Genomic DNA, 26,558 nt, shown 5'->3' with positions numbered 1-26,558 from the left:
GCGTTCGACAGGGGGCGACAGTCCTGTGCGGACGTGGGCTGGGCCGTGATCCGAGAGTGGCCGAAAGCCCCACCCCGCGCTCTGGACATGAATTCCCGGGAAAGTCCGTGCGACGTGCGGATGCCGATATGTCACGGTCCGCGTCGGGCCACAACCCGCCGCATCGGCGGGCGGTCACCTGGGGTGTCGAAATCACCCACTCCCCACGGAGGTTCACCGATGCTCTCCCGCCCCGCAGGCCGCAAGGCATTACTCACGACAACGGCCGTGACCCTCGCCCTGACCGCGTCGATCGCCGCCCTGTCGGGCGTGGCCGGCGCCGCGCCCTCCTCCGCCCACGCGGAGCGCCTCAACGACCGGTCGATCGAGTACACCGCGGCGTCCGGCCAGGCCAACAAGGTGACCGTCACCGCCACCGCCGCCGAGGGCCTGGCGAGCATCACCTACGTCATCGACGACGTCGTCCCGATCACCGCGGGGGAGGGCTGCACCCACCCCGACGCCGCGGACCCCACCAAGGTCTCCTGCGAGGTTGCGACCCTGGAGAGCCAGGACCCGTACCCCACGCTGAACGCGCGGCTCGGTGACGGCGACGACACCGTCAAGTACGCCAACGCCACCGACCAGGCCTACTACATGGCCTCGTTCGACCTCGGCGCCGGAAGGGACACCTCGACCCAGACCGGCGGCGTCGACGGCAGCCAGGTCCTCGGCGGCACGGGCGACGACACCATCACGCTCGGCTCCTCCGCGGTGGCCCTCGGCGGCGACGGCAACGACACCATGCGCGGCGCCGACGGCACCATCAACATGGGCGGGAACGGCGCCGACCGGATCACGGCCGCCGGCGACGAGAGCGACGCGGACGGCGGCGCGGGCAACGATGTCATCGACGGCGGCGCGGGCCGGCAGCGCCTGAACGGCGGCGCCGGCAAGGACACGGTGCGCGGCGGCACCGGGAACGACTGGCTGTACGGCGACCCGGGCGACGACATCCTCTACGGCAACAGCGGCGACGACACCATCTACGGCAACAGCGGCAACGACAAGCTGTACGGCGGGCCGGGCCGCGACACCCTCTCGGGCGGGCCCGGCACGGACGTCGAACGCCAGGACTGACCGGCCGACCCACCTTCTGCCCTCCCGGCGCGGCCGCCGTAGGATCCGACGAGCGGGCCGCTCCCGCGCCGGGAGGCGTGCCCCACCCGACCCGCGGAGGCGAGGCGCACCATGGCGGACGGCGGGCAGTCGTTGGAGCAGGCGGCGGACGCGTTCCAGGAGCTGCGGCCCAGACTTTTCGGCATCGCCTACCGCGTCCTCGGCAGCGTCTCCGAGGCCGAGGACGTGGTGCAGGACGTGTGGGTGCGCTGGCAGGGCGTCGACCGGGCCACGGTGGAGGAACCCGGGGCGTATCTGGCGAAGATCACCACCCGGCTCGCCATCAACGTGGCCCAGTCGGCGCGGGTGCGGCGCGAGGCGTACGTCGGACCGTGGCTGCCCGAGCCCGTGGACACCGGCGTCGATCCGCAGGTCGGCGCGGAGCGCGGCGAGGCGCTGCGGCTGGCGGTGCTGCATGTCCTTCAGAAGCTGAACCCCGTGGAGCGGGCGGCCTACGTCCTGCGCGAGGCCTTCGACTACCCCTACGACGACATCGCGGTCATGATCCAGCAGAGCCAGGCCAACACCCGGCAGATCGTCAGCCGGGCCCGCAAGCGGCTGTCCGCCGAGCGCCGCGACCCCGTCGACCCGGCGGAGCACCGGCGACTGCTCGACGCGTTCGTCGCGGCGGCGCGGGACGGTGACGTGGCCGCGCTGGAGGATGTGCTGGCGGCCGACGTCGTCGCCTACGCGGACGGCAACGGCATGCGGGGTGTGGCCCGTCTGGAGATCATCGGCGTCGACCGTGTCGCCAAGGTCACCGCCTTCGCCCAGAAGTTCTTCCCGGGCGCCGAATACAGCATCGTCGAGGCCAACGGGGAGCCCTGTGTGCTGCTCGTCCAGGACGGGACGCCGGTCGCCCTGGTGAGCGCCACCGTGGGCCCGGACGGCATCGACGCCCTGTACTGGGTGCTGACCCCGGAGAAGCTGGCGGCGTACGAACGCTCGACGCACCGGCTCACCACCCCTGGCTGGCGGATGTAACCGCTGATACATTTTCTGGTGTGACTGACAACGGCACCGGAACTCGCTGGATCGTGCTCGTCGTGAAGGTCCCCGCCGAGCCCTCTCGCCACCGGGTCGCCGTCTGGCGGGAGCTGCGGAAGATCGGCGCGCTGTCGCTCGGGCAGGGGGTGTGGGCCGTACCGGACGTGCCGGTGTTCGGCGCCGGGATCGCCCGTGCGCTGGAGCTGACCGAGCGGGCCGGGGGCGAGGCGGTGTCGCTGGCGGCGACCGGGCGCGGTGCGCAGGACGGGCAGCGGCTGCGGGAGATGTTCACCGCGGCGCGCTCCGCGGACTGGGCCGAGTTCCTCGCCGACTGCGGCAAGTACGAGGAGGAGCTGGCCAGGGAGATCCGTATCGCCAAGTTCACCCTCGCCGAACTGGAGGAAGAGGAACAGTCACTCGACCGGCTCCGCCGCTGGCACCGCGATCTGACGGCCCGCGACGTCTTCGGCGCCCCCGAGGCCCCGGCGGCCGCCGAACGCCTCAAACTCTGCGTCACCGCCTGCGAGGACTACGCCGAACGCGTCTTCGCCGCACTGCACCAGGTACCGGAACAGCGGATGCCGGAGGACGGGACACCGGCGTCGGGGGAGGGGGCGGGGGATGAGTGAGGTACCGATGACGGCGATACGTCCCGCGAAGTGGCCCCGCCCATGACCGCGACGCCGCCCCGCGAGACCGCCACCCCCGTCGCCCCCGCCACCCAGATGTGGCCCCTCTACGCCGCCGGTTTCACCACCGCCTTCGGGGCGCACGGCATTGCCGCCAACCTCGGGGGGCACTCCGACGACGCGGTGACGTCGCTGCTTGTGCTCGGTGGTCTGCTCGCTCTGTACGACGGTGCCGAGGTGCTGCTCAAGCCGGTGTTCGGGACCCTCGCCGACCGGGTCGGCGCCCGCCCGGTGCTGCTCGGTGGGCTGGTCGCGTTCGCGTTGGCCTCCGCCGCCTATGTCGTGGCCGACAGCCCCGGCTGGCTCTGGGCGGCCCGGCTCGGTCAGGGCGCCGCGGCCTCCGCGTTCTCGCCGTCGGCGTCCGCGCTGGTCGCCCGGCTGAACCCGGCGGCGAAGCACGGGCGGGCGTTCGGCAGCTACGGCTTCTACAAGTCCATCGGCTACACCCTCGGCCCGCTCCTCGGCGGCGTCCTGGTGTGGGCCGGCGGGCTGCGGCTGCTGTTCGTCGTGCTGGCGGTGCTCGGCGTCGCCGTCGCGCTCTGGGCCGCCGTCGCCGTACCCCACGTACCGCCGCTTCCCAAGCAGCGTCAGACGGTGCTCGACCTCGCCCGGCGTCTGGCCGACCCGGCGTTCCTACGGCCCACGGCCGCTCTGGCCGCCGCGACGGCCGCCCTCTCCGTCGGCGTCGGCTTCCTGCCGGTCTCCGGTGCCGCCGCCGGCCTCGGCACGGTCGCGACCGGCGCCGCGGCCTCGGTGCTCGCGGCCTGCGCGGCCGTCGTACAGCCGAAGGCCGGGCGGGCCCTGGACGACGGCCGCCTCAGCACCCGCACCGGCCTCACCGCCGGGCTGCTGACCACGGCCGCCGGGCTGGCCTGCGCGATGCTCCCCGGGCTGGCCGGCATCCTCCTCGCCGCCGCCCTCATCGGCGTCGGCACCGGTCTGATCACCCCGCTCGGCTTCGCCGCCCTGGCCGCCTCCACCCCGGCCGAACGGCTCGGCCAGACCATGGGCTCCGCCGAACTCGGCCGCGAACTCGGCGACGCCGGCGGCCCGCTGCTCGTCGCCGCCGTCGCCACGACGGCCACCCTCACCTACGGCTACGCGGCCCTCGCCCTCGTCATCGCGGCCGGCCCGCTCCTCGCCCTCGCCGCCCTCGCCGCAGGCAAATCAGACGATGTATGAATTTCAGCTTCCGGGCGCTGTCATTGGATATTCCTGATAATCACCGTTGACGCATATTCCCCCGAATGCCAGATGTCCTGCCCCGTGTGGCACTCGTTATGTGGGAGTGACTTGGCAGGAAAAACACGCAGCTGAGGCTCTCCCGCCCCGTTCGTTTCAGGCAGCTGATCAGACCGCAGCGGACAGCATTACACACTGCTCCGATCTTCTGGACGATTTCCTGAAAACCATCAGTCGGATGGAGCGTGAATATCTCCGGGCCGCGATGGAAGGGGAAAAGTTCTAGAAATGAGGACCGACTATGACGCGGTAGGCGAACAGCCTCATTACACGCAGCAGCTCGACATGCACAACCTGTGGCAGGTCTCCGACCAGACGACGGGGTTCTCGCCCGAAGGCTGGGACCTGGACCAGGAACTGGCCCAGATGCTGGGTGCCACCCATGTCGCGGAACCCGTGCCGCCCAGGCGGGAGAAGGAGCGGACGCCCACGCCCCGCCCGGTGCACCGCAGACGACCACAGCCCGGCACCCACAGCATCACCCGAAACCCGAGGTTCCTCACCGTCTCGATCCTGGTCACACTCATCACCCTGTGTGCAGTGACGATGCTCACCTGGTCCATTTCGTATTCATACGATCAGCTGCGTTCCATCGCGCTGCTCGTGGTCTCGCCGAAACTGGCGCATTGGTGGCCGCTGACGGTGTACGGGCCGTGGCTGCTGGCCGGTCTGTCCATTCTCCGGGCATCCGTCCAGCGCCGTACCGCCCGACGTTCCTGGGCGGTCATGTTCATCTCCTCCGGCGTGGCGGTCGCCCTGTGCATCGGCCAGTCGGCGGGTTCCCTGCTGGCGATGGTGATCGTCGGAATTCCGCCGATCACGGCACTGGTCTGTTTTCGCGAGCTGGTCGGCCAGTTCTCGTCGAAGCCCGGCCCCAAGCACGCCGCCGACACGATGAACGGCGGGCCCAAGCAGCCGAAGCCGTAGGCCGCCGCCGGGGGTTCCGGAATGCCCGACGGCGGGTCAGGACCGGTACGGCTGCTGAGGCTGTCCGTACGGCTGCTGACCACCGGGACCCCCGGCGGTGGCCTGCGCCTGGAGCTGCTCGGCCTGCTCCTGGGGCACTTTCTGTTCCGCGCCGCAGAAGGTGCACTGCGTCGCGTACTTGGTCGAGACCGGGAACAACGGCACGAAGAACAGCGTGAACTTGGTGACGCGCTTCCTGAGCGTGTGTGCCGCGGGGTTGCCGCACCGGCCGCACACCAGCGTGAGTATCGCGAGCTGGTAGAGATAGCCCTTGGTGCCGAAGATGATCACGCCGTGGGTCCTTCCGATCGGTTCCTGCCCTACAGCCTGCCGCACTACGGCGCCCCCTGTCCCGTACGGAACAGGGGGCGCCGTAGTGCTGCCGTAAAGGCCCGGCTACTTCACCGGCTCGGGCTCCGGCTCGTTCTCCGTCTCCGCGCTGTCCTGCGGGTCCACCGGGGTCTTCACGGACTCCAGCAGCAACTGGGCGACGTCGACGACCTGGATGGACTCCTTGGCCTTGCCCTCGTTCTTCTTGCCGTTCACGGAGTCCGTGAGCATGACGAGGCAGAACGGGCAGGCGGTGGAGACGATGTCCGGGTTCACGGAGAGGGCCTCGTCGACGCGCTCGTTGTTGATGCGCTTGCCGATCCGCTCCTCCATCCACATCCGGGCGCCACCGGCGCCACAGCAGAAGCCGCGCTCCTTGTGGCGGTGCATCTCCTCGTTGCGGACGCCCGGGACGGCGGCGATGATCTCGCGCGGCGGCGTGTAGATCTTGTTGTGCCGGCCCAGATAGCAGGGGTCGTGGTAGGTGATGATGCCCTCGACCGGGGTCACCGGGACCAGCTTGCCCTCGTCGACGAGGTGCTGGAGCAGCTGGGTGTGGTGGATGACCTCGTAGTCGCCGCCGATCTGCGGGTACTCGTTGCCGATCGTGTTGAGGCAGTGCGGGCAGGTGGCGACGATCTTCTTCGCCGACTTGGGCTTGGCCGACTCGGGCGTCACCTTGCCCTCGTCGTCCATCTCCTCGCCGAACGCCATGTTCAGTGCCATGACGTTCTCCATGCCGAGCTCCTGGAACAGGGGCTCGTTGCCGAGGCGGCGGGCGGAGTCACCGGTGCACTTCTCGTCGCCGCCCATGATCGCGAACTTCACGCCCGCCATGTGCAGCAGCTCGGCGAAGGCCTTGGTGGTCTTCTTGGCCCGGTCCTCCAGGGCGCCGGCGCAGCCGACCCAGTACAGGTACTCGACCTCGGTGAGGTCCTCGATGTCCTTGCCGACGACCGGCACCTCGAAGTCGACTTCCTTCAGCCACTCCAGGCGCTGCTTCTTCGCCAGGCCCCAGGGGTTGCCCTTCTTCTCCAGGTTCTTGAGCATGGTGCCCGCCTCGGACGGGAACGCGCTCTCGATCATCACCTGGTAGCGGCGCATGTCGACGATGTGGTCGACGTGCTCGATGTCCACGGGGCACTGCTCGACACAGGCACCGCAGGTGGTGCAGGACCACAGGACGTCCGGGTCGATGACGCCGTTCTCCTCGACGGTGCCGATGAGCGGACGCTCGGCCTCCGCGAGAGCCGCCGCAGGCACGCCCGCCAGCTGCTCCTCGGACGCCTTCTCCTCGCCCTCCATCGTCTTGCCGCCGCCGGCCAGCAGATACGGCGCCTTGGCGTGCGCGTGGTCGCGCAGGGACATGATCAGCAGCTTGGGGGAGAGCGGCTTGCCGGTGTTCCAGGCGGGGCACTGCGACTGGCAGCGGCCGCACTCGGTGCAGGTGGAGAAGTCCAGCAGGCCCTTCCAGGAGAACTGCTCGACCTGGGAGACACCGAAGACGTCGTCGTCACCGGGGTCGGTGAAGTCGATCGGCTCGCCGCCGGAGGTCATCGGCAGCAGGGCGCCCAGCGAGGTCTCACCGGTGGCGTTGCGCTTGAACCAGATGTTCGGGAAGCCCAGGAAGCGGTGCCAGGCCACGCCCATGTCGGTCTTCAGAGAGACGACGATCATCCAGATGAACGAGGCGGCGATCTTCAGGGCGGCGAAGAAGTAGGTGAGGTTCTGGAGCGTGGAGAGGTCCATGCCCTCCAGCCAGTGCACCACCGGGTACGAGATGAAGAACGAGGCCTCGTAGCCGTCCACATGGTGCTGGGCGCCCTCCAGCGCGTGCAGCATGAAGATGCAGACACCGACGATCAGGATGATCGTCTCGACGAAGTAGGCCTGGCCGGTGTTCGAGCCCGCGAAGCGGGACTTGCGGCCCGCCCTGCCCGGCCGGGACAGCTGCCGGATGACGACCAGCGTGGCGATGCCGATCACCGTCATGGTGCCGATGAACTCGACATACATGTTGTACGGCGCCCAGTCGCCGATGACCGGCAGGATCCAGTCGGCCTTGAACAGCTGGCCGAAGGCGTTGACGATCGTCAGCAGCAGTGTGTAGAAGCCGATCGCGACGAACCAGTGCGCGATGCCGACGATGCCCCAGCGGTTCATCCGGGTGTGCCCCAGGAACTCCTTCACCAGGGTGACGGTCCGCTGGTAGGGGTCGTTGGTCCGGGATCCGGCGGGCACGTTCTGGCCGAGCCGCAGGAAGTTGAAGATCTGCAGGAGGGCGCGGCCGAACAGTGCCACGCCCACCACGATCAGGACCAGCGACACGATGATCGCGGCGAGTTGCATTTCGGGGCTCCTCGGGCCTGCGAGGCGACATTACTAAGCGGTAACTTATGCAGTCCTCTGAGACTACCCGCATCCTCCGTCGCACTGTAGCCAGCCGCGAGGTGATCTGAGTCGCTGAGGGTTGCCTTAAGAACGATTCGTGTTATTCATCCCGAAATGGTATATACGCCACTAATCTAGCTCCGTGCTTTACGGGATCGCCGCCGCCACCACCGCCCTCCTCCTCACCGCCCTGCTCACCGCGCTGCTCCGCCTGCCCGCGCTGCGCTTCGGTGTGCTCGACCGGCGGTGCCGGCGCCCGCTGCCGCTCCTCGGCGGGGTCGCCGTCGCGCTCGTCACCTGCCTGGTGTCCGCCGCCGGGGAGTGGACGGGCTTCGCCCCGCTCGACTCGGAGTTCATGCGGCTGCTGATCGCCTCGGGCGCCGTCGCCGTGCTCGGGCTGGTCGCCGACGTACGGCGGGTGAAGGCACGGTTCCTCGTCGGCGGTACGGCCGTGGCGGCGCTGTTCGTGGTGCCGTACGCCGACACCGGGTTCCTGCTGGCGCCGGTGGCCGTCGGCTGGATCGTGCTGGTCGCCGTCGGCTTCCGGGCGCTGGACCACGCGGACGGGCTGGCCGGGACCGTCGGGGTGCTCACCGCCTTCGGCGTCGGCATCTGCGCGGCGGCCGAGGTGATGGACCAACTCGCCGTGCTGCTCAGTGTGCTGGCGGCCGCGCTGACCGGCTTCCTCATGCACAACTGGCATCCCGCGCGGATCGGCCTCGGGGCGTGCGGGTCCCTGTTCGTCGGGTTCGTGCTGGCGTCGTCGGCCGTGATGACCCGTGCCGGGCACGATCCGGTGTCGAGCGCGGCCGTGCTCTACCCGCTCACCGCCCTCGCCGCCGCAGATGTGCTGCTGGTGGCGCTGTCCCGCCGGCTGGCCGGACGGCCGCTGCTGCGGCGCGGGCCCGACCATCTCGCCCACCGGCTGCGCCGCATCGGCCTCACCGCGCAGGGCGCGACCGTGCTGCTGGGTGTCGCGGCCTTCTCCGGGGTGCTCGTCGGTGTCCTGGTGCACATGGGATGGATGGCGCGGTCCGGGGCGTTGTGGGTGGGGCTGGGTGCCCTCGTCGCCGTATTCGCGCTGCTGCACATCAAGCCCTACGGTCCTAGGCGTCAACCCTATTTCCCCGTAGGGGGTGCCGTCCGGCCGCCGGCGCAGGCTACATCGTCGCAGGTCGGAGCCCAGTTGCGTGTAAGGAACGGATAAGAGTTGAGCGGGGTCGACTCAGCTCTGTTGACCCATTCCGGGCCGTCGTGCACACTTGAGTCCGTTCCACTCAAGTCAGCTGGAGGAATTCACCATGGCACGTGCGGTCGGCATCGACCTGGGCACGACTAACTCCGTCGTCAGCGTTCTGGAGGGCGGCGAGCCCACCGTCATCACCAACGCCGAGGGCGCCAGGACCACGCCGTCCGTCGTCGCCTTCGCGAAGAACGGCGAGGTGCTCGTCGGCGAGGTCGCCAAGCGCCAGGCGGTCACGAACGTGGACCGGACCATCCGCTCGGTGAAGCGCCACATGGGCACCGACTGGAAGGTCGAGCTCGACGGGAAGCCCTTCAACCCGCAGCAGATGTCCGCGTTCATCCTGCAGAAGCTGAAGCGGGACGCGGAGTCCTACCTGGGCGAGAAGGTCACGGACGCGGTCATCACCGTCCCGGCCTACTTCAACGACTCCGAGCGCCAGGCGACGAAGGAGGCCGGCGAGATCGCGGGCCTGAACGTCCTGCGCATCGTCAACGAGCCGACGGCCGCCGCCCTGGCCTACGGCCTCGACAAGGACGACCAGACGATCCTCGTCTTCGACCTCGGTGGCGGCACCTTCGACGTGTCCCTCCTGGAGATCGGCGACGGCGTCGTCGAGGTGAAGGCCACCAACGGTGACAACCACCTCGGTGGTGACGACTGGGACCAGCGCGTCGTCGACTACCTGGTCAAGCAGTTCCAGGCCGGCCACGGCGTGGACCTCTCCAAGGACAAGATGGCCCTCCAGCGCCTCCGCGAGGCCGCTGAGAAGGCGAAGATCGAGCTGTCCTCGTCCACCGAGACCTCGATCAACCTGCCCTACATCACCGCCTCCGCCGAGGGCCCCCTGCACCTCGACGAGAAGCTCACCCGCGCGCAGTTCCAGCAGCTGACCGCGGACCTCCTGGAGCGCTGCAAGACCCCGTTCTTCAACGTCATGAAGGACGCCGGCGTCTCCATCAACGAGATCGACCACGTCGTCCTCGTCGGTGGCTCCACCCGTATGCCCGCCGTCGCCGAGCTCGTCAAGGAGCTGACCGGCGGCAAGGACGCCAACAAGGGCGTGAACCCGGACGAGGTCGTCGCCATCGGCGCCTCGCTCCAGGCCGGTGTCCTCAAGGGTGAGGTCAAGGACGTCCTGCTCCTCGACGTGACCCCGCTGTCCCTCGGTATCGAGACCAAGGGCGGCATCATGACCAAGCTCATCGAGCGCAACACCACGATCCCGACCAAGCGGTCCGAGATCTTCACCACGGCCGAGGACAACCAGCCGTCCGTGCAGATCCAGGTCTACCAGGGCGAGCGCGAGATCGCGGCGTACAACAAGAAGCTCGGGATGTTCGAGCTGACCGGTCTGCCGCCGGCGCCGCGCGGCGTCCCGCAGATCGAGGTGTCCTTCGACATCGACGCCAACGGCATCATGCACGTGACCGCCAAGGACCTGGGCACGGGCAAGGAGCAGAAGATGACCGTCACCGGCGGCTCCTCGCTGCCGAAGGACGAGGTCGACCGCATGCGCCAGGAGGCCGAGCAGTACGCGGACGAGGACCACCGCCGCCGCGAGGCCGCCGAGTCCCGCAACCAAGGCGAGCAGCTCGTCTACCAGACGGAGAAGTTCCTCAAGGACAACGAGGACAAGGTCCCCGGCGAGGTCAAGACCGAGGTCGAGGCCGCCGTCGAGGAGCTGAAGACCGCGCTCAAGGGCGAGGACACCGCCGAGATCCGCACCGCCACCGAGAAGGTCGCGGCCGTCTCGCAGAAGGTCGGCCAGGCGATGTACGCCGACGCCCAGGCCGGCCAGGCCGCCGCGGGTGGCCCCGAGGGCGCCACCCAGGGTGGCAAGCCCGCCGATGACGACGTCGTGGACGCCGAGATCGTGGACGACGAGCGCAAGGACGGTGCCGCGTAATGACGGAGGAGACCCCGGGCTTCGAGGAGAAGCCCGACGTCCCCTCCGGCGCGACCCCTGACGACGCCGAGTCGAAGGCCGCTCCTCAGGAGGGGGCGGCCCCGGCCGGGGACGGAGCAGCACAGATCGCCGGCCTGACGGCCCAGCTGGACCAGGTCCGTACCGCGCACGACGAGCGCACCGCGGACCTCCAGCGGCTCCAGGCCGAGTTCCAGAACTACCGCCGCCGCGTCGAGCGGGACCGGATCACGGTCAAGGAGATCGCCATCGCGAACCTCCTCACCGAGCTCCTTCCCGTCCTCGACGACATCGGCCGCGCGCGGGAGCACGGCGAACTCGTCGGCGGATTCAAGTCCGTCGGGGAGTCACTGGAGACCGTCGCGGCGAAGATGGGTCTGCAGCAGTTCGGCAAGGAGGGCGAGCCCTTCGACCCGACGATCCACGAGGCGCTGATGCACAGCTACGCGCCGGACGTCACCGAGACGACCTGCGTCGCGATCCTCCAGCCGGGGTATCGCATCGGCGAGCGCACCATCCGCCCCGCACGGGTGGCCGTCGCCGAGCCCCAGCCGGGCGCGCAGACCGTCAAGGAGGACGCTGCCGAGGCGGCCGACGACAAGGAGAGCGGTGGCCCGGACGAGGGCTGACGTTGAACTGACGTCGAGAGAGGAGGGACGTCGAGGATGAGCACCAAGGACTTCATCGAGAAGGACTTCTACAAGGTCCTCGGCGTCCCCAAGGACGCCACCGAGGCCGAGATCAAGAAGGCGTACCGCAAGCTCGCCCGCGAGTACCACCCGGACGCCAACAAGGGCAACGCCAAGGCGGAGGAGCGCTTCAAGGAGATCTCCGAGGCGAACGACGTCCTCGGCGACCCCAAGAAGCGCAAGGAGTACGACGAGGCACGCGCCCTGTTCGGCAACGGCGGCTTCCGCCCGGGGCCGGGCGGCGCGGGCGGCGGTTCCTTCAACTTCGACCTGGGCGATCTCTTCGGAGGCAACGCCCAGGGCGGGGGCCAGGGAGCCGGCGGCTTCGGCGGCGGAATCGGTGACGTCTTCGGCGGTCTGTTCAACCGCGGCGGCACCGGCACCACCCGTACCCAGCCGCGCCGGGGCCAGGACATCGACACCGAGGTCACCCTCAGCTTCACCGAGGCGATCGAGGGCGCGACGGTCCCGCTGCGGATGTCCTCGCAGTCACCCTGCAAGGCCTGCGCGGGCACCGGCGACAAGAACGGCACGCCCAGGGTGTGCCCGACCTGCGTCGGCACCGGCCAGGTGGCCCGGGGTTCGGGCGGCGGCTTCTCGCTGACCGACCCCTGCCCGGACTGCAAGGGGCGCGGCCTGATCGCCGAGCACCCCTGCATGGAGTGCAAGGGCAGCGGCCGGGCGAAGTCGTCCCGGACGATGCAGGTCCGCATCCCGGCGGGTGTCTCCGACAGCCAGCGGATCCGGCTGCGCGGCAAGGGCGCCCCGGGCGAGCGCGGCGGCCCGGCCGGCGATCTCTACGTCACCGTGCACGTCGACGCCCACCCGGTGTTCGGCCGCAAGGAGGACAACCTCACCGTGACCGTCCCCGTGACCTTCACGGAGGCGGCCCTCGGCGGCGAGGTCAGGGTCCCCACCCTGGGCGGACCGCCGGTCACCCTGAAGCTGCCGCCCGGCACGCCCAACGGCCGCACCATGCGGGCGCGGGGCAAGGGCGCGGTCCGCAAGGACGGCACCCGCGGAGACCTCCTGGTCACCGTCGAGGTGAGTGTCCCGAAGGACCTTTCGGGGAAGGCTCGTGACGCGCTGGAGGCGTATCGCGAGGCGACCGCGGGTGAGGATCCGCGGGCGGAGCTGTTCCAGGCCGCGAAGGGAGCTTGATCGAGATGGACGGCCGTCGACGCAATCCGTATGAACTGACCGAGGAGACCCCGGTCTACGTCATCTCGGTGGCGGCCCAGCTCTCCGGCCTGCACCCGCAGACACTGCGCCAGTACGACCGTCTGGGCCTGGTGTCCCCGGACCGCACGGCAGGCCGTGGCCGCCGCTACTCGGCCCGCGACATCGAACTGCTGCGTACCGTGCAGCAGTTGTCGCAGGACGAGGGCATCAACCTGGCCGGCATCAAGCGCATCATCGAACTGGAGAACCAGGTCGCCGCGCTCCAGTCCCGGGTGGCCGAGCTCACGGCCGCCGTCGAAGGGGCCGCCGCGGCGATGCAGCAGCGCGAGGCGGCGGTGCACGCGTCGTACCGCCGCGATCTGGTGCCGTACCAGGAGGTGCAGCAGACCAGCGCGCTGGTGGTGTGGCGGCCGAAGAAGGCCAAGGACTAGCACCGCGCGAAGCATGGACGAAGGGGCCCCGAGGTACGTACCTCGGGGCCCCTTCTCGTACCTGGGTGGCTGCCTGGGCAGCTACTTGGGCGCCACTACGACCGGTGCGAGGCCCGTGTAGGCCTCCGAACCGTCGGCCGCGACCGCCGAGACGACGTAGTGGCTGGTCGTGCCGGCCGGGGTGCCCGGGTCGGTGTAGCCGCGGGCGTCGGCCGCCAGCGGCAGCTCGGTCAGGCGGACGTACTGCTGAGCCGCGCGGTCCCACCGGTAGACGTGGAAGCCGGTGGGCGTCCCGCAGCCGATGCGGCAGCCCCACGACAGCACCGCGTGCCCGGACTCGTCGGCCTCGGCGGACAGGGCCCAGGGAGCGGTGTTCGGCGGCGCCTGGACCGGGGTCAGGTCGAACTCGTTGACGCTGACGTTGGCGACGACCTCCGCCGGGTTGCCGGACAGCGTGTAGAGGGAGTTGTTCGACGTGTCCACGGGGTCCACGAAGTAGACCCAGTTCTGGTCGTCCGGGACCTGGACGTCGACGTAGCGGGTCGTGCCGGGCGGCACCGAGGCGATCCACTCGTAGGTGGCGGTGTCATGGGCGTCGGTGGCGCGGAACACGGTGTACGCCTTGAGGTCCTCGGCGGTGCTCTCGTCCCAGTCCAGCACCGTGCCGTACTCCGTGCTGGTGTGGGTGAGGCCGGTGACGGCGGGCGGCGGGGTGGTGTCCCGGCGGCCGACGTAGACGGTGCGCGAGGGCGCCGACTCCCGGCCCTGGCTGTCGACGCTGGTCACGTAGTACGCGTACGCCACATGCCGCTCGGCGGTGAAGTCGGTGCAGCCGTACTGCGGGTAGTAGTCGGACGGGTTCCCCACCCGGTAGGACTCGCAGGTGACCTGCACCGGGACGGCGTTCGGGTCGGAGCTGTCCCAGCGGTAGGCCCGGTACTGGGTGGGCGCCGCCTTCGACGTCGTCCAGCGCAGCTCGATCCCGGTCTCGGCCTCGTTGGTGCCCGGGGTGTCCATGAAGGGCACCGCCAGCGGCCGGGCGAAGGGGACCACCTTGGAGGTGGCGGTGTTGCCGGCGCCGTCCTTGGCTATGACGCGGTAGTACGAGGTGTCCCCGTACGGCGCGGTCTCGTCCACGCGGCTGGAGCCGTACGACAGCCCGAGCTTCACGAACTCCCCGTCGGCGGACGCGGCACGGTAGACGTCGAAGGTCACGCCGTACACGTCGTCCTGCCAGTCGAGGTTCACCCCGCGCACCGGATCGTCGCTCACGGACAGGACCGGCGTCAGGGGCGCGGTGCGGTCCACGGTGGAGACGAGCTGATCGGTGCTGCCCGCCGACTCGTTGCCCGCCCGGTCCACGGCCCGCACCTCGTAGTAGTACTCGGTGCCGGTCGGCGCGAGCGCCTCCGTGAAGGACGTGCCGGTCAGCAGGCCGCCCACCACGCGGTAGTCGCCGGTCCCCTTCAGCCGCCGGTAGACGCGGTAACCGGCGAGGTCCATCTCCTTGTTCTTCGCCCAGGTGAGCTTCGCCTTGCTCGTCGCCTTGTCGTACGTCACGGAGGCGCCGGTCGGCGCGAGCGGCTTGACCTTGTCTACGGTGGCCGAAGTCCTCGGCGCATAGCCGAACTTGACCCTCGCGCTGCCGGTCCAGTTGACGTAGTCGACGCGCAGGGTGTGCTTGCCGGAGGGGACGGTGACATTGACGGTCTTGGAGACGGTCGTCGAGGTGTTCCGCCACAGGTCGATCTTGCGGACGCCGTCGAGATAGACGCGGATGCCGTCGAGCCCGGAAGCGGTCAGCGCGAAGGGGCCGCCGGAGCCGAAGTCCCGGGTCAGGCTCCAGCGGACGGAGAAGTTGTCCTTCGGCAGACCGGAGACGGGGGCGTTCGTGCCCCAGTTCTGGTCGATGACGTCGTCGCAGTCGGTCTTCTTCGGCGTACCGGAGAAGCCGGTGTTCGCGAAGAACTGCCGCTTGAAGAGCGGCGAGTTGCAGGTCACGGCGGCGGATGCGGGCGCGGCGAGGGTCGTGAGCAGGGTGCCCGCGGTGGCGAGCACGACGGCGGTCGCGGTGACCGCGGTCGTGCGTCTGGCTGGGTTCATTCGGTCCTTCAGTTCGGTTCAGCAGGTAGGTCGGGGGGTGTGTCCGTCAGGGGAACAGGTCGCCGATCGCATCCGCGACCAACATCCACATCGGCTGTGCGCCGGTCCCGAACCCCGCCGCGAGAGCGTGTCCGAGGGCCACGTCGAGGGGTTCCGGAGCGGCGTCCGCACGCCACTCGGCATCGACCTCGCCGTTGCCCTCGGAGCTGAACGCCCCGAGGCGTCGCCCGTCGCGCAGCAGCCGGCTGTCCGGGATCGAGTCGGGCACCAGCCGCCACACATGCCCGGCGTGCCGCACGTCGACCGCGTACGAACGCCGGGTCAACCGCCCCTTCGCCGGGCGTATGTCCGCCTCCACGCCGTCGACGGTGAGCGTGAGTCGGCCGCCGTCCCGGGTGCCGACGGGGATGTGCTCCTCGGCCTCGGTACCGGCGGCGCGGCGCAGCACGATCCGCGGGATCGCCTCGCCCTCGACGACGACTTCACTGCGCCCGGTGTCCAGTCGGACGGTCAGCGGGCCGGACACGGTGTCCTCGACGGTGGTTTCGGTGACGGTCATGTGGGTGATCTTCGCAGGTGGGGCGGTTGCGGCGGCGAGTTGCCTAGGGCGCGGGCTCGGTCGGCGTCAGGTCGAGTTCCCTCGCGACCACGGCCTGGACCGGGACGTCGCTCCACTTGATGGCGGAGTTGTTCTCGTCGTCCACGGCGTCGACGAAGAAGCACACCTCGTCACCGTCCGGCACGGTCTCGTACGCGTAGGTGGTCTCGCTGGGGGCGACATAGTCCACCAGGCTGCCGTAGCAGACCTGTTCGCCCTCGTCGCCGTAGAGCTCGCCCCAGTGGATCGTGTAGTACTTCAGATCCTCGGCGGGGCTCTTGTCCCAGTCCAGCTGGAAGCCGAACTCGGTCGGGGTGACGCTCAGCCCCGTGACCAGCGGCGGCGGATCGTTGTCCCAGATCCGGCCACGCTGGGGCGCGGACCGCGCGGACTCGTTGCCCGCCGCGTCGACGGCCGAGACCCGGTAGTAGTACACGGTGCTCTCGGCGGCCGAGGTGTCCAGGTGCGAGAGCTGGGCCGTGCTCGCGATCCTCGTGTACGTCCCGTTCTCGGTCGCCGCCCGGTACACACGGTACGTCGCCGCGTCCGCGACCTTGCTCCAGCCGAGCTGCAGCCCGCCGGTCCCGCCGGTCGGCGTCACCTCGCCCGTCGCCTTGGTGATGGCGGGCGTGCCGGGCGCGACCCGGTCGACGGTGGTGACGGCCTGGTCCGCCGTGCCGGCCGACTCATTGCCCGCTTTGTCCGTCGCGCGTATCTCGTAGTAGTACGTCGCGCCGGTCACCGGCAGGGTGCTGTCGGTGTACGTGGTGGAGGTGGTCGTCGCGAGCGGCGTGCTGCCGTAGGCGGCGCCCTTGAGCCGGCGGAAGACGCGGTAGCCGGCGAGGTCCATTTCCTTGTTCTTGGACCAGGTGAGCTTGGCCTTGCCGGTGGCCGGGTCGTAGGTGACCTTCGTGCCGGTGGGGGTGAGGGGCTTGACCTTGTCGACGGTGGCCGACGTGCGGGGCGTGTAGGCGAGGCTGACGTTCGCGGTCCCGGTCCAGTTGACGTAGTCGACGCGGAGGGTGTGCTTGCCCGCCGGGACGGTGACGTCGACCGTCTTCCTCGCGGTCGTCGACACGTTCTTCCACAGGTCGATCTTGCGGCTGCCGTCGAGGTAGACGCGGATGCCGTCCTGGGTGGCGGCGGTGAGGGTGAAGGGGCCGCCGGAGCCGAAGTCGCGGGTCACGGTCCAGCGGACGGAGAAGTTGTCCTTGGGCAGCCCGGTGGCCGGGGCGTTCGTGCCCCAGTTCTGATCGATGGCGCTGTCGCAGTCGGTCTTCTTCGGCGTGCCCGAGAAAGCCGTGTTGGCGAAGAACTGCCGTTTGAAGACGGGCGAGGTGCAGGTCACGGCGGCGGACGCGGGGGCGGTCGCCGTGAGCAGGGTGCCCGCGGTGGCGAGCACGACCGTCGCCGCGGCCGCGGCGGTCGTGCGTCTGGCTGGGTTCATTCGATCCTCTGGTCGAGTGCGGGACAGCGGGGTGGAGCTGTCCTGATCAGGACTCGCGAGAAATGGGGTTGGTTGTACGGATCTTGGTCCTGCGTTCGATCGAGGTTCGGTGGAGAGGGTGTAATGGGTGTTTGGAGAGGTTCCTTCATGTCTTTACATGCACAGCGGAGCGTGGTGTTGCGCACTCGTTAAGTAGTTCCGCTTGACGGTGAGGGTCGTCGGCGCGTTGGCTTTTCAGTCATCTGGGCGCGATGGAGCGCCCGTGTCCCGATGGCACCAGAAGTGAGCTGTTTTATGCGTCCCTTGCGTCCGCTGCGCCGTACCGCCACCACCGTGGCCGCCGCGTCCACGATGACCCTCTCGCTGGCCGCGTGCGGGGCGCTGGGCGTCACCGGGGACAGCAGCGAGGCGAGCCCGACCAAGGGCAACGACGTCACCGTGGGGCTGCTCCTGCCGGAGACGGCGAACACGCGCTACGACAAGTTCGACTTCCCCATCATCAGGAACAAGGTCCTGGAGCTCACCGACAAGCAGGGCCGCGTCGTCTACAAGAACGCCGACGCCGACGCCGGCAAGCAGGCGACCCAGCTCCAGCAGATGATCGACGACCAGGTCGACGTGATCCTGCTGGACGCCGTCGACGCGCACGCCATCGCCTCCGGGGTGAAGAAGGCCAAGGAGGCCGGGATCCCGGTCATCGCCTACGACCGCCTCGCCGAGGGGCCGATCGACGCGTACGTCTCCTTCGACAACGAACTCGTCGGCGAGGTCCAGGGCCGCACCCTCCTGGAGGCCATGCGCCCGGTCGACTCCTCCGACAAGATCGTCATGATGAACGGCTCGCTCACCGACCCGAACGCCAAGCAGTTCAAGGCGGGCGCCCTCTCCGAGCTCAAGGGCGCGGTCGACATCGCCAAGTCCTACGACACCAAGGACTGGAAGCCGGAGAACGCCGAGGACAACATGGCGGCGGCGATCAAGTCCATCGGCGTCAACAACATCAAGGGCGTCTACTCCGCCAACGACGGCATGGCCGGCGGCATCATCAAGGCCCTGGAGAACGCGGGCGTCACCAAACTGCCGCCGATCACCGGCCAGGACGCCGAACTGGACGCCGTCCAGCGGATCCTCGACGGCGACCAGTTCATGAGCGTCTACAAGTCGTACCCGCAGGAGGCCGAGAGCGCCGCCGAGATGGCCGTGGCCAAGGTCCAGGGCCATGACATCCAGTTCGAAGCGCTCGCCCAGGACCAGGTCGACAGCCCGACCGACAAGGACATCCCGGCCCTGCTGGTCCCGGTGGTCGCCCTGACCAAGGAGAACATCAAGGAGACCGTCATCGCGGACGGGATCTATCAGGTGTCCGACATCTGCACGGGCGAGTACAAGGCGGACTGCTCGGCGGCCGGGCTCAACAAGTAGCGCCGGCCGCCCTGTGTGCAGGCCACCCGCTGTTCAGGCCACCCGCGTGAACTGCACCGTCACCTCCGGCGGCCCGCCGGGCACACCCCGGTAGATGCCCTTGTGCGGCGTGACGTCGTCGTAGTCCCGTCCCCGGCCCACAACCACATGGGACTCGTCGGCCCGGGTCCGGTTCGTGGGGTCGTAGCCGCACCAGTCGCCCGCCCAGTACTCGATCCACGCGTGGCTCTGGCCGGCCACCGGGCGGTGCAGTTCCGCCTCACGTTCGGGGTGGAGGTAGCCGGAGACGTACCGGGTCGGCAGCCCCAGGCCCCGTAGCAGGGCGATGGTCAGGTGGGCTATGTCCTGGCAGACGCCCGCGCCCTGGTCCCAGGCCTCGGCGGCGGACGTGTTCACACCGGTGGTGCCGGGGAGGTAGGACACCCGGTCGGCGACCAGCGACGACACGGCGACCGCGGTCTCGTGCGGGTCGAGCCCGGCCGCCGCCTCCCGGGCCCGCTCGACCAGCTCCGCCCCAACCGTCGTACGCGGGGTCGAGGTCGCGAACTCCAGCAGGCGGGAGACGGCGGTGCACTCCGTCACCTCGGCCCAGGCGGGCGCCACGGGCAGGGGGCCCGGCGGGTGGGTCTCGACCAGGCTGGAGGCCGTGATGATGAGGTCGGCGTGCGGGTCCATCAGGTCGAAGCCAGTGACCTGGGTGCCCCAGTAGTCCCAGTACGACCAGGTGGCGGCCGCCGGGCTGACGGTGACCCGGGCGTCGAGCGTGGTCTGGCCGGGCAGCGTCAGCGGGGTCATGCGGACCTCGTTGTGCGACGAGGCCGCCGGCTGCGCGTAGGAGACCTTCGTGGTGTGGTTGATACGGAGCCGGCGAGTTCCCTGGGTGGATATCGTGGTGGATATCTGGGGGGTCATCTCACGCTCCTTCCTGGGCCCACTCGACGGGCCCCTGGTACGGGAAGAACCGGTCGGCCACCGCGTCCGCAGAGGTCATGCAGGCCTGCTGCAAGTCCCCGAGCAGCACGGGCAGTTGATCCTCCAGAGCGTGCGTGTCCAGGTATTCGAGACGAGTACGCATCCGGCCGATCGGACGGCGCGCCGGGTCCTGACGGGGGCGGCCCAGCGCGGTGAGGCACTCCTCCGCCGTGGTCAGCGCGTGCAGCGCCGAGCGCGGGAAGTCCCGGTCCAGCAGCAGGAATTCGGCCACCCGAGGGGTGTCCCCGAAGCCGCCGTGCACGCGCGCGTACGCCTCGTCGGCGCCGGACGCGCTCAGCAGGGTCGGCCAGTCGGGCGCGTGGGCGGCGTCCAGCACCCGCACCGACAGCAGCCGTACGGTCATGTCCACCCGCTCCAGACTCCGCCCCAGGACGACGAAGCGCCAGCTGTCGTCCCGGCTCATGGTCGAGTCGGCGAGACCGAAGAACAGTGCGGCACGGCGGCGTACCAGTTCCAGGTACGCGTACGGACCGGTCCGCCTGGCTGCCATCCGCTGGTCGGCCAGCGCGTGCCACGTCGAGTTCAGGCACTCCCACATCTCGGACGAGACGGCCTCGCGGGCACTGCGCGCGTTCAGCCGGGCGGCGCCCAGCGCGCCCTCGATCGAACCGGTCGAGCGGGCATCGAAGGCCAGCTGATCGAGGACCCGCTGCATGTCGACCGGTTGGCCACCGGCATCCATCCCGAGGATCGCGTACAGCGACCGGCAGGCCACGTCCTCGTCACGCCAGGGGTCCTCCAGCATGCGGTGGAGGTAGGCGTCGAGGATGCGCCCCGTGGCGTCGGCCCGCTCGACATACCGTCCGGTCCAGATCAGGGCCTCGGCTATGCGGGACAGGATCACGTCGTTCACTGCTGCTGCGCCCCTTCCTGTACGACGGTGGGGGTGCCGTCGGGTCCGAGCTGACGCGGGGCGACGTCGGGCAGTGCCGTTGTCGGTGCCGCCGGTCGCACCGCCGGGCCCTCGGCCAGCACCCAGGTGTCCTTGGATCCGCCGCCCTGGCTGGAGTTGACGATCAGGTTGCCCTCCTGGAGCGCGACCCGGGTGAGGCCGCCGGGCAGCACCCAGACATCGTTGCCGTCGTTGACGGCGAAGGGCCGCAGGTCGATGTGGCGCGGTGCCATGCGCTCACCCGCGAGGGTGGGGGAGGTGGACAGGGCGACGGGCCGTTGGGCGATGAAGCCGCGCGGATCGGCGATGACCGCTTTGCGAGTGCGTTCTATCGTGTCCCGGTCGGCCTTGGGGCCGATGACGATGCCCTGGCCGCCCGCCCCGTCGACGGGCTTGATGACGAGCTGCTCGATCTGATCGAGCACGGCCTCCAACTGCCCCGGCTCTTCGGGCCGGTAGGACTCCACGTTGGGGAGGATCGGTTCCTCGGCGAGGTAGTACCGGATGAGATCGGGGACGTACGTATAGAGGAGCTTGTCATCGGCGATGCCGTTGCCCACGGCGTTCGCGAGTGTGACGTTGCCCGCCATGGCGGCGCCCATGATGCCCGGGCAGCCGATCACCGAGTCGGGGCGGAAGTGCAGCGGATCGAGGAAGTCGTCGTCCAGTCGCCGGTATACGACGTGGACGGGCACTTCGCCGCGGGTCGTCCGCATCCACACCCGGTTGCTGCGGCACACGAGGTCGTGCCCCTCGACGAGCTGTACGCCCATCAGCCGGGCCAGCAGGGCGTGCTCGAAGTAGGCGGCGTTGTTGGGCCCCGGGGTGAGCACTACGACACGTGGGTCCTGGGTCCCGTCAGGTGCGGCGGCACGCAGGGCGGCGAGCAGCTTCTGCGGATACCCGTCGACGGGGAGCACATGCTGCTCGCCGAAGAGGGAGGGGAAGATCCGGGTCATCGCACGCCGGTTCTCGATGACGTACGAAACCCCGCTCGGCACCCGGACGTTGTCCTCCAGCACCCGGAAGTCCCCGGCCTCGTCGCGTACGAGGTCGATGCCGGCGACATGGATCCGTACCCCGCCCGGTGGCTCGACCCCGTGGGCCGCCCGATGGAAATGGGGGGAGTTGAGCAGCAGCCGCCAGGGCACGACGCCGTCCTCGAAGGCGCGGGCGTGCCCGTAGGCGTCGGCGAGGTAGGCCTCGAGGGCACGCACCCGCTGACCGACCCCGCGTTGTACGAGGTCCCATTCGAGGGCGTCGAGAATGCGGGGCACCAGATCCAGCGGCCAGGGCCGCTCCTCACCCGCGAAGGCGTAGGTCACGCCACGGTCGGTGAACGCCCGGGCCATCTGGTCGGCCCGGAACCTCAGTTCACTCGGCTCGATCGGCTGAAGCGCAGCCAGCACCGGCTCATAGGCGGTCCTGACCTCACCCGGTCGCTCAAACATCTCGTCCCACGCGTCGGCCAACGCGTACGCGTCAAATATGTCCGCCATGGCCTGACGCTAAGTGCGGGGTGTAACGCGGTGATCACTGGGGGATTTCCGGGACGTGCACGTGGAAGGGTGCGGTCCGGGTGGGCCGGTCAACTCGCGGAACCGCGAGGAGAGGGCTGCCGAGCTTGCTGCTCGCGGTGGGCTCCGGATCGTCGGCGAGCGCGTTGATCGCTTTGAGAAGTGGCTTCACGGCGTCGCCGTCACAGGTCCTGATCCGCTTGAGGCCTTCGGAGGCGGGCCACTTCGGCTCACCGCTAAGACGTGGGCGGAGCGCCGCGTACGCAGGAAGGCGTCAGCACCGCGTCAGGCGCGTGGCCCGCACCATCGGGCGGTGGCGGCGTCTCAGGGCCACTACCTCGTCACCCCTCTGACGCAAGGGCCTGGGCCTGAGCGCAGCCACAAGAGGTCGGATGTGCCCGCAGGATGTGCGGCCGCGAGCCTGGCGCCGCCAGTCAGGGCGAAGCCGGCTTCACGACGCCCGGCAACGGCCGCGGCGCCCCCCAGCTTGTTGCAACTGGACGTGCGGAGGCCCGGAGATAACGGGGCGGAACGGTGTTTTACGACGGCCCTCCCCGCCGGAGCCGTGTTGCGGAGCACGGCCGGTCCGCGCATAGTTGCGCTGCGGAAGCGCGAGCGAACCGCGGGGCCGACGTGGCCGAGCACGATGGGTCCGTCGACCAGGACCCGCTCTGCCGGGTGTCCCGGCAGGGGCGTCGACACCGCGCTCCGGAGGTGAGCGAGCCGGCGGACGAGGCAGGAACCGGGGGTGGATGGGCGATGGCCGGGCACAGGGCGAAGGAGCATCCACACGGTGCCGACCGGCTGTGCGAGGCCGGGGACCATGTGTATTCACGGGCCGTACGACGCGGCCGGGTGCCGCGCCGGGACGCGGAGTCGGTGCCCTGTCTGCTGGAACTGGCCCTGCTGCACCCCGACCCCGACGACATGGACTGGCTGGTGCCGACCTCCCCGCAGGAGGTCATGACCCGGCTGCTGCGGGGGGTGTACGACGAGGTCAGCGCGAGCCAGCGGCGGATGGGCTCGGCGGTGGCGGCGTTCGAGTGGTACGCCGGGCTCGGGCCCGGTCTGTCGCAGACGTCCGGTGCCGAGGGCACGGCTATCCGCGTCCTGGACGGCGCCTCCCGTATCCAGGGGGCGCTGGACGAGGCGACGGAGGCGTGCACGACGGAGGTGCTGACCGTGCAGCCCGGCGGCATCCGCCCCGAGCACGAGCTGACGGAGGGGCTGCACCGGGCGCTGGCGCTGCGCGGGCGGGGCGTGCGGATGCGCGACCTGTACACGCACGTGGCGCGGCATGGCCAGGGCCTGCTCAACTACCTGGAATTGATGGGCGATTCGGTGGAGGCGCGCACGCTGGACGAGGTCATCGATCGGCTGATCGTCTTCGATCGCACAGTCGCCTTCATCCCTGCGAACGCGGACCGCACGATGGCGCTGGAACTGCGTCACCCGGCCCTGGTCCACTATTTGGTGACGGCCTTCGAACGCTTCTGGCGCCTGGCGACCCCGCTCACGGCCTCGCTCCCTGACACGGGCATCGAGGGTATCTCGCACCGTGAGCACTCCATCGCCGCACTTCTGGCGGAGGGACACCAGGACGCGGTGATCGCGGAACGGCTAGGCATAAGTGTCCGCACCTGCCGTGCCCATATCGCCCGGCTCTCGGAGACGCTGGGAGCGGCGAGCCGTACGCAACTGGGCGTCCGCATCGCCCAGGTGGGCCTGGACGGGCCGCCGCAGGCTGCGGATGCCGCGTCGCGGTCACTCAACCTTCCTGATCAAGGATTCCCGACTGCCCGATGAGGTAGCCGAGTTGGGCCCGGCTGCCGCTGCCCAGCGTCGCGGCGAGTTTGGCGATGTGGACGCGGGCCGTGCGGGTGTTCAGGCCGAGGCGGCTGGCGATGACGGCGTCGGTGTGGCCTTCGATGAGGAGGCCGGCGATGGCTGCAATCGGCGTGGCCATGTGCCAGAGGAGGTCGAAGGTGGTGGCGAAGGAGTCGATCAGGACCGGGTGGCGGATCTCGAGGGCGAGCGTTCGGTCCTTGGTGGCCGGGATGAAGGCCACTGCGCGGTCGATCACGAGGAGGCGTTGAGTGACCTGGTCGAGGGTGCGTGCCTCTTCAGCTGCTCGTAGCGGGCGATCACAGCGGGGTTATGGCGCTGCGTGTGTTGGTGGAGGGTGTGGATGGGGCCGCCGCGGTCGAGTAGGGCTTGGTCGCGTTCAGGCCCTCGGCCAGGCGGGCGGCTGGGTTTCCCACCTTGGGTTGGACAGCGAGGAGTTCGCGGGAGGCGTCGGCCATGGCCTCGGCGACGGCTTGTTTGATCCGGGCCAGGCCCTTCAGAAGGCTGATTTCCGCAGGTTTCGCTGGGGGTAGGTGGTCCGAGCCGAGCGACAGGAGCGGTTCGAACGCTTCGGCAAGACGTGTCTCGGCCCGGCGGCGCTGGGCGATGTCCTCAGCGACATTTCGCAGCAGCCTGGGGAGAGCCAGGCAGGGGCAGTCCTGAGTGCAGCAGGCAGGACACCGGAGTGGCGTCCTGCTCCGACACGGATCCCTCACGCAGGGCGCGGGCATACAGTGCCAGGCCTGCCGCACAAACCTCTTCCGCTGGGTGACTGTGTGCCCCTGTGGTCACGTCGGGCTCTCGCCCCCTGACAGTCGGTGATCTTCGTTCAGGATGCCTGACTGCGCTATGAGATAGCCGAGTTGGGCGCGGCTGCCGCTGCCCAGGGCGCTGGCCAGTTTGGCTATGTGGGCGCGACAAGTGCGTACGTTCATGCCCAGACGGCGCGCTATGGCCTCGTCGACGTGGCCCTCCACGAGGAGCTTGGCTATGGAGTGCTGGATGTCGGTGATGCCGTCGGGGTCGGTCTCGTACGGGGTGCCGGCATGCAGGGGCACGGCGCGAGCCCACATGAACTCGAAGACCTTGATCAGGTAACTGACGAGACCCGGGTGGCGGAGCTCCAGGGCCACCTGACGGTCATCGCGTATGGGGATGAAAGCGACAGTTTCGTCGCAGATGATGAGGCGCTCGACAAGCTCGTCGATGGTGCGGTACTCCACCTTCCCGTCGGTGAAGTGGTCCATATAGGACAGCCGGTCGGGAATGAACCTGGCCGTGTGCTGGTAGAGGGTTCGGATCCGCACCCCGCGTTCGATCAGCGGCCTGTCGCGTTCCAGTGCTTCGACGAGCCGGTTCTCGGGGCGGCGGCGGCCGCTCGGCTGGACCGTGAGCATCTCGGTCTGGCACTGAGTGATCGCCAGGTCGAGCGCCGCATTGATGCGGTCAAGGCCCTCCAGCACCGTGATCGAGTGGGTGGAGGCGGTGTCCTGGACGCCGAGGGCCATGAACGGCTCGAAGGCCTCGGCGAGCGCGATCGAGTTGCGCCGCTGTGCCGTGATTTCGCGCTCGATCGGGTTGAGCCGCTGGGCCAGGGCGACGGAGGGTGGAACGGGGCGCAGCCACTTCGCGTCATCGGGATCGGGGTGAAGGAGGGCGAACTCCATCAGACACGGAGCCGGTTCCACATCCGCCCGCAGGATGCGACCGGTGCGCAGGGCGCTCGCATAGAGGCGGCTTCCTTCTTCGCACAACTCGGTCACCGCATGGGGATGTGTCGTCTTAGTCCCATTTGTTGCCAAATCTCCACCCCCCAGGGTCCTGAACATGCAGGAACATGATGCACCGATCGTGTGGCCATAACGTGCCTGAATGAGCCATCGTCTTACTCGACGGGGGAAGAGGGACCTTCAAGTGAGGACGAAGCCGACTATGCGTAACAGAATGCTTCGCTCGGTACTTGTCGCCGCCTTCTCCGCCGTGGTGGCCATCGGAGCACTGACTGGCCTCTCCGGTGCGAAAAGCGATGCGTTCAAGTCGGGTGGTGCTCAGTCCGTTGCCGCCGGGGCCGTCGGCGATGAAACGCCGGCCTTTCCCCTCGACAGCACGTGGGACTGATCGCGATGACGACTCCACCCGACGACCGCTCCTTCCGTAGAGAAATGGCCACTGCCTACCGCTCCGGCTGGCACTTCATCGACTTGGTCACCGCGATCCCCCACTCCGGTGACTCCTTGATGGTGACCGTCTTCGGTGAGCCGGTCGTCGTCACGCGCGACGAGGACGAGGACGTGCGGGCGTACCGGTGTCTGCGGCGGCCTCGGGGGGCGCCGCAGCCTGTGCGGTGTGCCATCCGGTATGGAATGATCTTCGTCAATCTTGATCAGCGCGACCACCGACTGGTGGAGCCGGAGGCCCCGGCCCCAAGCACTATTTCAGCCACCCCCCGCAGTGCCTGACGCGATTCCCCCGTCGTAACAGATCGCTCAGGTGCTTCCCCCCGCAG

21 protein-coding genes and 2 pseudogenes are annotated in these 26,558 nt (G+C 69.3%); 13 read left to right on the top strand and 10 right to left on the bottom strand.

Annotated features, from left to right (window positions below; all coding sequences use genetic code 11):
* Positions 1-219: 219 nt before the first annotated feature.
* The 5 genes from IE325_RS36220 (at position 220) to IE325_RS36200 (ending at position 5,003) form a co-directional block, all read left to right on the top strand.
* Positions 220-1,119 carry a calcium-binding protein gene (locus tag IE325_RS36220; RefSeq protein ID WP_190074393.1) on the top strand — a complete coding sequence of 300 codons (900 nt, stop codon included), beginning with the start codon at positions 220-222 and terminating at the stop codon, positions 1,117-1,119.
* Positions 1,120-1,230: 111 nt separating this feature from the next.
* A complete protein-coding gene (locus IE325_RS36215) occupies positions 1,231-2,142 on the top strand; it encodes an RNA polymerase sigma-70 factor (RefSeq protein WP_190074392.1) in 912 nt (303 codons plus the stop codon).
* A gap of 20 nt (positions 2,143-2,162) precedes the next feature.
* Positions 2,163-2,774 (top strand): Chromate resistance protein ChrB, encoded by a 612-nt coding sequence (locus IE325_RS36210; protein ID WP_190074391.1) that lies wholly within the window; start codon positions 2,163-2,165, stop codon positions 2,772-2,774.
* A 96-nt stretch (positions 2,775-2,870) separates the two neighbouring features.
* Positions 2,871-4,016: an MFS transporter gene (locus IE325_RS36205; RefSeq protein ID WP_190074466.1), complete on the top strand. Its 1,146-nt coding sequence runs from the start codon at positions 2,871-2,873 to the stop codon at positions 4,014-4,016.
* Positions 4,017-4,304: 288 nt separating this feature from the next.
* Positions 4,305-5,003, top strand: coding sequence for a DUF2637 domain-containing protein (locus IE325_RS36200; RefSeq protein WP_229912264.1), 699 nt, complete (start codon positions 4,305-4,307; stop codon positions 5,001-5,003).
* A gap of 36 nt (positions 5,004-5,039) precedes the next feature.
* Here IE325_RS36200 and IE325_RS36195 read toward each other — a convergent pair whose 3' ends face one another.
* Both IE325_RS36195 and IE325_RS36190 read right to left on the bottom strand, forming a co-directional pair.
* A complete protein-coding gene (locus IE325_RS36195; RefSeq protein WP_190074390.1) occupies positions 5,040-5,333 on the bottom strand; it encodes a zinc-ribbon domain-containing protein in 294 nt (97 codons plus the stop codon).
* A gap of 105 nt (positions 5,334-5,438) precedes the next feature.
* A complete protein-coding gene (locus IE325_RS36190; protein WP_190074389.1) occupies positions 5,439-7,721 on the bottom strand; it encodes a (Fe-S)-binding protein in 2,283 nt (760 codons plus the stop codon).
* Positions 7,722-7,905: 184 nt separating this feature from the next.
* Here IE325_RS36190 and IE325_RS36185 point away from each other — a divergent pair, with 184 nt between their 5' ends.
* The 5 genes from IE325_RS36185 (at position 7,906) to IE325_RS36165 (ending at position 13,235) form a co-directional block, all read left to right on the top strand.
* Positions 7,906-8,970 (top strand): MraY family glycosyltransferase, encoded by a 1,065-nt coding sequence (locus IE325_RS36185; RefSeq protein WP_190074388.1) that lies wholly within the window; start codon positions 7,906-7,908, stop codon positions 8,968-8,970.
* 94 nt (positions 8,971-9,064) lie between these two features.
* Positions 9,065-10,915, top strand: a complete 1,851-nt coding sequence (gene dnaK, locus IE325_RS36180) for a molecular chaperone DnaK (protein ID WP_190074387.1) — start codon at positions 9,065-9,067, stop codon at positions 10,913-10,915.
* Positions 10,915-11,562, top strand: coding sequence for a nucleotide exchange factor GrpE (grpE, locus tag IE325_RS36175; RefSeq protein ID WP_190074386.1), 648 nt, complete (start codon positions 10,915-10,917; stop codon positions 11,560-11,562). Before dnaK ends, grpE begins: the two co-directional genes overlap by 1 nt.
* A gap of 36 nt (positions 11,563-11,598) precedes the next feature.
* Positions 11,599-12,783, top strand: a complete 1,185-nt coding sequence (gene dnaJ, locus IE325_RS36170) for a molecular chaperone DnaJ (protein ID WP_190074385.1) — start codon at positions 11,599-11,601, stop codon at positions 12,781-12,783.
* Between the two features lie 5 nt (positions 12,784-12,788).
* A complete protein-coding gene (locus tag IE325_RS36165; RefSeq protein WP_190074384.1) occupies positions 12,789-13,235 on the top strand; it encodes a heat shock protein transcriptional repressor HspR in 447 nt (148 codons plus the stop codon).
* Between the two features lie 81 nt (positions 13,236-13,316).
* On the opposite strand, the gene IE325_RS36160 is transcribed toward IE325_RS36165, so the two are convergent.
* From IE325_RS36160 to IE325_RS47140, 3 genes and pseudogenes are all read right to left on the bottom strand, one after another.
* Positions 13,317-15,338 (bottom strand): fibronectin type III domain-containing protein, encoded by a 2,022-nt coding sequence (locus IE325_RS36160; RefSeq protein WP_190074383.1) that lies wholly within the window; start codon positions 15,336-15,338, stop codon positions 13,317-13,319.
* Positions 15,339-15,384: 46 nt separating this feature from the next.
* A complete protein-coding gene (locus IE325_RS36155) occupies positions 15,385-15,897 on the bottom strand; it encodes a hypothetical protein (protein ID WP_190074382.1) in 513 nt (170 codons plus the stop codon).
* 664 nt (positions 15,898-16,561) lie between these two features.
* A pseudogene (locus IE325_RS47140) lies at positions 16,562-17,383 on the bottom strand (PA14 domain-containing protein); the annotation flags it as partial.
* 294 nt (positions 17,384-17,677) lie between these two features.
* On the opposite strand from IE325_RS47140, the gene IE325_RS36145 reads away from it, so the two are divergent.
* Positions 17,678-18,805 carry a sugar ABC transporter substrate-binding protein gene (locus IE325_RS36145; protein WP_190074380.1) on the top strand — a complete coding sequence of 376 codons (1,128 nt, stop codon included), beginning with the start codon at positions 17,678-17,680 and terminating at the stop codon, positions 18,803-18,805.
* Positions 18,806-18,838: 33 nt separating this feature from the next.
* Here IE325_RS36145 and IE325_RS36140 read toward each other — a convergent pair whose 3' ends face one another.
* The 3 genes from IE325_RS36140 to IE325_RS36130 are packed head-to-tail and all read right to left on the bottom strand — an operon-like array spanning position 18,839 to position 22,189.
* Entirely contained in the window at positions 18,839-19,717 is an 879-nt protein-coding gene (locus IE325_RS36140) for a transglutaminase family protein (protein WP_190074379.1), read from the bottom strand.
* 1 nt (position 19,718) lies between these two features.
* Positions 19,719-20,651 carry an alpha-E domain-containing protein gene (locus tag IE325_RS36135; RefSeq protein ID WP_190074378.1) on the bottom strand — a complete coding sequence of 311 codons (933 nt, stop codon included), beginning with the start codon at positions 20,649-20,651 and terminating at the stop codon, positions 19,719-19,721.
* Positions 20,648-22,189 carry a circularly permuted type 2 ATP-grasp protein gene (locus IE325_RS36130; RefSeq protein WP_190074377.1) on the bottom strand — a complete coding sequence of 514 codons (1,542 nt, stop codon included), beginning with the start codon at positions 22,187-22,189 and terminating at the stop codon, positions 20,648-20,650. The genes IE325_RS36135 and IE325_RS36130 overlap by 4 nt, the downstream gene beginning before the upstream one ends.
* A gap of 777 nt (positions 22,190-22,966) precedes the next feature.
* On the opposite strand from IE325_RS36130, the gene IE325_RS36125 reads away from it, so the two are divergent.
* A complete protein-coding gene (locus IE325_RS36125; protein WP_190074376.1) occupies positions 22,967-24,013 on the top strand; it encodes a helix-turn-helix transcriptional regulator in 1,047 nt (348 codons plus the stop codon).
* Here IE325_RS36125 and IE325_RS36120 read toward each other — a convergent pair.
* Both IE325_RS36120 and IE325_RS36115 read right to left on the bottom strand, forming a co-directional pair.
* Positions 23,976-24,844: pseudogene (locus IE325_RS36120) on the bottom strand (helix-turn-helix transcriptional regulator). The gene IE325_RS36125 and the pseudogene IE325_RS36120 sit on opposite strands and share 38 nt — an antisense overlap.
* Entirely contained in the window at positions 24,841-25,881 is a 1,041-nt protein-coding gene (locus IE325_RS36115; protein ID WP_229912263.1) for a helix-turn-helix transcriptional regulator, read from the bottom strand. Before IE325_RS36115 ends, IE325_RS36120 begins: the two are co-directional and overlap by 4 nt.
* 294 nt (positions 25,882-26,175) lie before the next feature.
* On the opposite strand from IE325_RS36115, the gene IE325_RS36110 reads away from it, so the two are divergent.
* Positions 26,176-26,511, top strand: coding sequence for a Rieske (2Fe-2S) protein (locus IE325_RS36110; RefSeq protein WP_190074464.1), 336 nt, complete (start codon positions 26,176-26,178; stop codon positions 26,509-26,511).
* Positions 26,512-26,558: the final 47 nt, after the last annotated feature.

Origin of the sequence: Streptomyces lanatus, from assembly GCF_014655715.1 — a bacterium.
GTDB lineage: Bacteria > Actinomycetota > Actinomycetes > Streptomycetales > Streptomycetaceae > Streptomyces > Streptomyces lanatus.
This window is presented reverse-complemented; position numbering and strand designations above follow the sequence as displayed.

What these genes read in the sequence shown, in the direction of transcription:
- IE325_RS36110 (WP_190074464.1), top strand. Translation starts at nt 26,176, where the DNA reads ATGACGACTCCACCCGACGACCGCTCCTTCCGTAGAGAAATGGCCACT.
- grpE (WP_190074386.1), top strand. Translation starts at nt 10,915, where the DNA reads ATGACGGAGGAGACCCCGGGCTTCGAGGAGAAGCCCGACGTCCCCTCC.
- IE325_RS36165 (WP_190074384.1), top strand. Translation starts at nt 12,789, where the DNA reads ATGGACGGCCGTCGACGCAATCCGTATGAACTGACCGAGGAGACCCCG.
- IE325_RS36115 (WP_229912263.1), bottom strand. Translation starts at nt 25,881, where the DNA reads ATGTTCAGGACCCTGGGGGGTGGAGATTTGGCAACAAATGGGACTAAG.
- dnaK (WP_190074387.1), top strand. Translation starts at nt 9,065, where the DNA reads ATGGCACGTGCGGTCGGCATCGACCTGGGCACGACTAACTCCGTCGTC.
- IE325_RS36205 (WP_190074466.1), top strand. Translation starts at nt 2,871, where the DNA reads ATGTGGCCCCTCTACGCCGCCGGTTTCACCACCGCCTTCGGGGCGCAC.
- IE325_RS36155 (WP_190074382.1), bottom strand. Translation starts at nt 15,897, where the DNA reads ATGACCGTCACCGAAACCACCGTCGAGGACACCGTGTCCGGCCCGCTG.
- IE325_RS36130 (WP_190074377.1), bottom strand. Translation starts at nt 22,189, where the DNA reads ATGGCGGACATATTTGACGCGTACGCGTTGGCCGACGCGTGGGACGAG.
- IE325_RS36160 (WP_190074383.1), bottom strand. Translation starts at nt 15,338, where the DNA reads ATGAACCCAGCCAGACGCACGACCGCGGTCACCGCGACCGCCGTCGTG.
- IE325_RS36215 (WP_190074392.1), top strand. Translation starts at nt 1,231, where the DNA reads ATGGCGGACGGCGGGCAGTCGTTGGAGCAGGCGGCGGACGCGTTCCAG.
- IE325_RS36200 (WP_229912264.1), top strand. Translation starts at nt 4,305, where the DNA reads ATGAGGACCGACTATGACGCGGTAGGCGAACAGCCTCATTACACGCAG.
- IE325_RS36145 (WP_190074380.1), top strand. Translation starts at nt 17,678, where the DNA reads ATGCGTCCCTTGCGTCCGCTGCGCCGTACCGCCACCACCGTGGCCGCC.
- IE325_RS36140 (WP_190074379.1), bottom strand. Translation starts at nt 19,717, where the DNA reads ATGACCCCCCAGATATCCACCACGATATCCACCCAGGGAACTCGCCGG.
- IE325_RS36190 (WP_190074389.1), bottom strand. Translation starts at nt 7,721, where the DNA reads ATGCAACTCGCCGCGATCATCGTGTCGCTGGTCCTGATCGTGGTGGGC.
- dnaJ (WP_190074385.1), top strand. Translation starts at nt 11,599, where the DNA reads ATGAGCACCAAGGACTTCATCGAGAAGGACTTCTACAAGGTCCTCGGC.
- IE325_RS36220 (WP_190074393.1), top strand. Translation starts at nt 220, where the DNA reads ATGCTCTCCCGCCCCGCAGGCCGCAAGGCATTACTCACGACAACGGCC.
- IE325_RS36125 (WP_190074376.1), top strand. Translation starts at nt 22,967, where the DNA reads ATGGCCGGGCACAGGGCGAAGGAGCATCCACACGGTGCCGACCGGCTG.